1 protein-coding gene is annotated in these 2,423 nt (G+C 35.2%); it reads left to right on the top strand.

Going from position 1 to position 2,423, the window contains the following annotated elements; genetic code table 11:
• Positions 1-855 precede the first annotated feature (855 nt).
• The gene (locus tag AOM43_RS07990) at positions 856-1,326 is read left to right on the top strand and encodes a hypothetical protein (protein ID WP_059359804.1); all 471 of its coding nucleotides are present in this window, start codon (positions 856-858) and stop codon (positions 1,324-1,326) included.
• Positions 1,327-2,423 lie beyond the last annotated feature (1,097 nt).

Genomic DNA, 2,423 nt, shown 5'->3' with positions numbered 1-2,423 from the left:
CTCGGCAGGCCTAAAAGGTTGGCAAAAGAAATGCGGCCATCACTGTCATCCGTCGTTGAGCGGGGAATTTTAACCACTTCGTTCGAGGGTTCAGACGTGAGATCTTCTTCTGCCATCAAGGGGTTAAGGAGCAAAATTAGGCTGGCTAGTAGATTTAGAAAAGATCTCATGTCACCCTCTTCAAAATAAAAATGAATAAAACAGAGGGGTTGTATTAAAATTGAAAATAGTAATCAATATTTTTCTCTATTTTGTAAGTGCAACGTGAAAATGTCACCATCTGATTGGAAACACTTAAACTCTTAGATGGCATTGCATGTTGAGGACAACCAACAATTCTTTAGTTAAACACACAGCGTGAAAAATTACGAAAATTTGGATAAAATTTCCAGGATGTGCATTTACATCTTGGATGCTACTAACTCTCCCCTTACTGTCAGCTTCTTTTTATTCCTCACTACCATCTGATCGCGAAATGGAATCTTTAAAGGGGCTCTTTGCGTTAATAATAAATATTTGATTAAAATATATTTTTAGATTAGATTTTTTATCACGCCAGAATTGGTTTGTGCTGTGGTTGTGAAAATACTCATCAAGGCCATTATTTTGAAATCAAAATTGGACAAGTTGAGGTTACAACAAAAGCATATTCTACTGTATCGGTTGTATAAATTGACTCATCGTCAGAGTTGTGCACAAAAAAAGCTGGGATGCGAAATTTAAGGCTTGTATAGCACGGCGGGATGGCCATCAGATCTGTAAAATTGTTGGTCCATTATTTTATGAAAAAATCCTACTAAAAGCATTGCTTTTAGAGGAACAATTTTTTAGCTAAACAATACAAAGAGAAAAATCATGAAAACTTGGATAAAATTTACAGGATGTGCATTTACATCTTGGATGTTACTAGTCCAGCCCCTAATGTCAGCCAACAATCTAGCAGACTTGACAGATGCTCAAGGTAAGGCTATAGCTCACACATCTTTTCATTTTTCGGGACCGTCAAATGCTCCTGGAATGATTCCTTTTAATAGCAGGTCGGTAACGATTGTTGAGGAAGATGAAGTTTTTGGGGTTATTACAATCACACAGTCTGGAGACTATCTCATTGAATTTGAAGGAATATCACATGTTTCCACAGATTTTACTTTTCAGTTAAAAATTAATGATGCAGTTTTTGATCTTCCAGTGACTATTAGTAATGTGCAAGCTTACTCTCAGACTGTTTCCGCGACAACTTCACAGTTGTTAAATGCCGGTGATCAAATTAGTATCATTACAGATCTTATTTTTTATGAAGCCAATTTGACTGTTACAAGGCAATAAAAGATAGAAATATTTAGAGAGGATTTTCAGTTCTGAAATCCTCTCTAAAAATAATCCTTAATTAAAATTTGATGGAAAAGAAATAACTCTAAAACGATAAGATCATAATTTTAGATGTGTTTACTATCGAGCCCCACATTTTTGACTACTCGGCGTACTATCATAGATCCAATGTCTGTAGTAGGGGCTTGTAAGGGGTATCCTTGGCTAAGTTTGCCAATAAACTCTAATTACCTTGGATGTCAAAAGTGTCTCTGAAGAAATGCCTACAGGCTCAATCCATAACATGCAATTAGAAAAAGATTGTGAATATAGATTAAGAAATGCGTCCTGGAAAGGTGTGCAATTATGTGCTTATTATCCCACCGCGTAGCTGGCAAGCCCTCAATTATTGTCGAATCGGATATGTAAAATGTTACTTTAGTTGCATGGGACCACAAAAATATGTCATCCAACTCTAGGAGAGAAAGGAGTGACAAATTCGACACTTATCACATGAGAAATATTTGATTAAAAATAGATTTTTAGATTGAAATTTTCTTTTGATCACAGCAGGATTAGGTTTGTATTTTCTGATTATGATCGTGCTCTTCAAGTCCATTATTTTGAAAATTAAGATTAGATAGGGCAAGGTCATAGTAGAAGAATATTTCACAGTTATAAAATGGATCCATCTTCAGGTTATGCCCAAAAAAGCTGGGATGCGAAATTAGAGGCTTATAACACAACGTGGTCATCAAATTCGTTAAACAGTGGGTTTATTTTTTATGAAAAGAAATTCCTATTAAAAAGCATTGCTTTTAGGGGAACAATATTTAGTTAAACAACAAAACGAGAAAAAGTATGAAAAATTGGATAAAATTTACAGGATGCGCATTTGCATCTTTGATGTTACTAACTCAGTCTCTGATGTCAGCTGAAAACTTAGCTGAATTAATAGATCAGCAAAATGAGGCTATAACTCAAACGTCTTTTTATTTTTCAGGATCATTGAACGCTCCAGGGAGATATGATCAAAAGTTGTGTATGAGGTGAAAAAAAGAGAGCGCATCCTTAAAATGTTTTTTACGACAAAAACTAAATGGGAGTGCGCTCAT

Source organism: Parachlamydia acanthamoebae, from assembly GCF_000875975.1.
GTDB lineage: Bacteria > Chlamydiota > Chlamydiia > Chlamydiales > Parachlamydiaceae > Parachlamydia > Parachlamydia acanthamoebae.
The sequence above is the reverse complement of the archived record's forward strand: the minus strand, read 5'-3'. Positions and strand labels throughout refer to the sequence as shown.

Bases quoted from the DNA above. Each gene is read 5' to 3' on its own strand.
- AOM43_RS07990 (WP_059359804.1), top strand. From the start codon at position 856: ATGAAAACTTGGATAAAATTTACAGGATGTGCATTTACATCTTGGATG.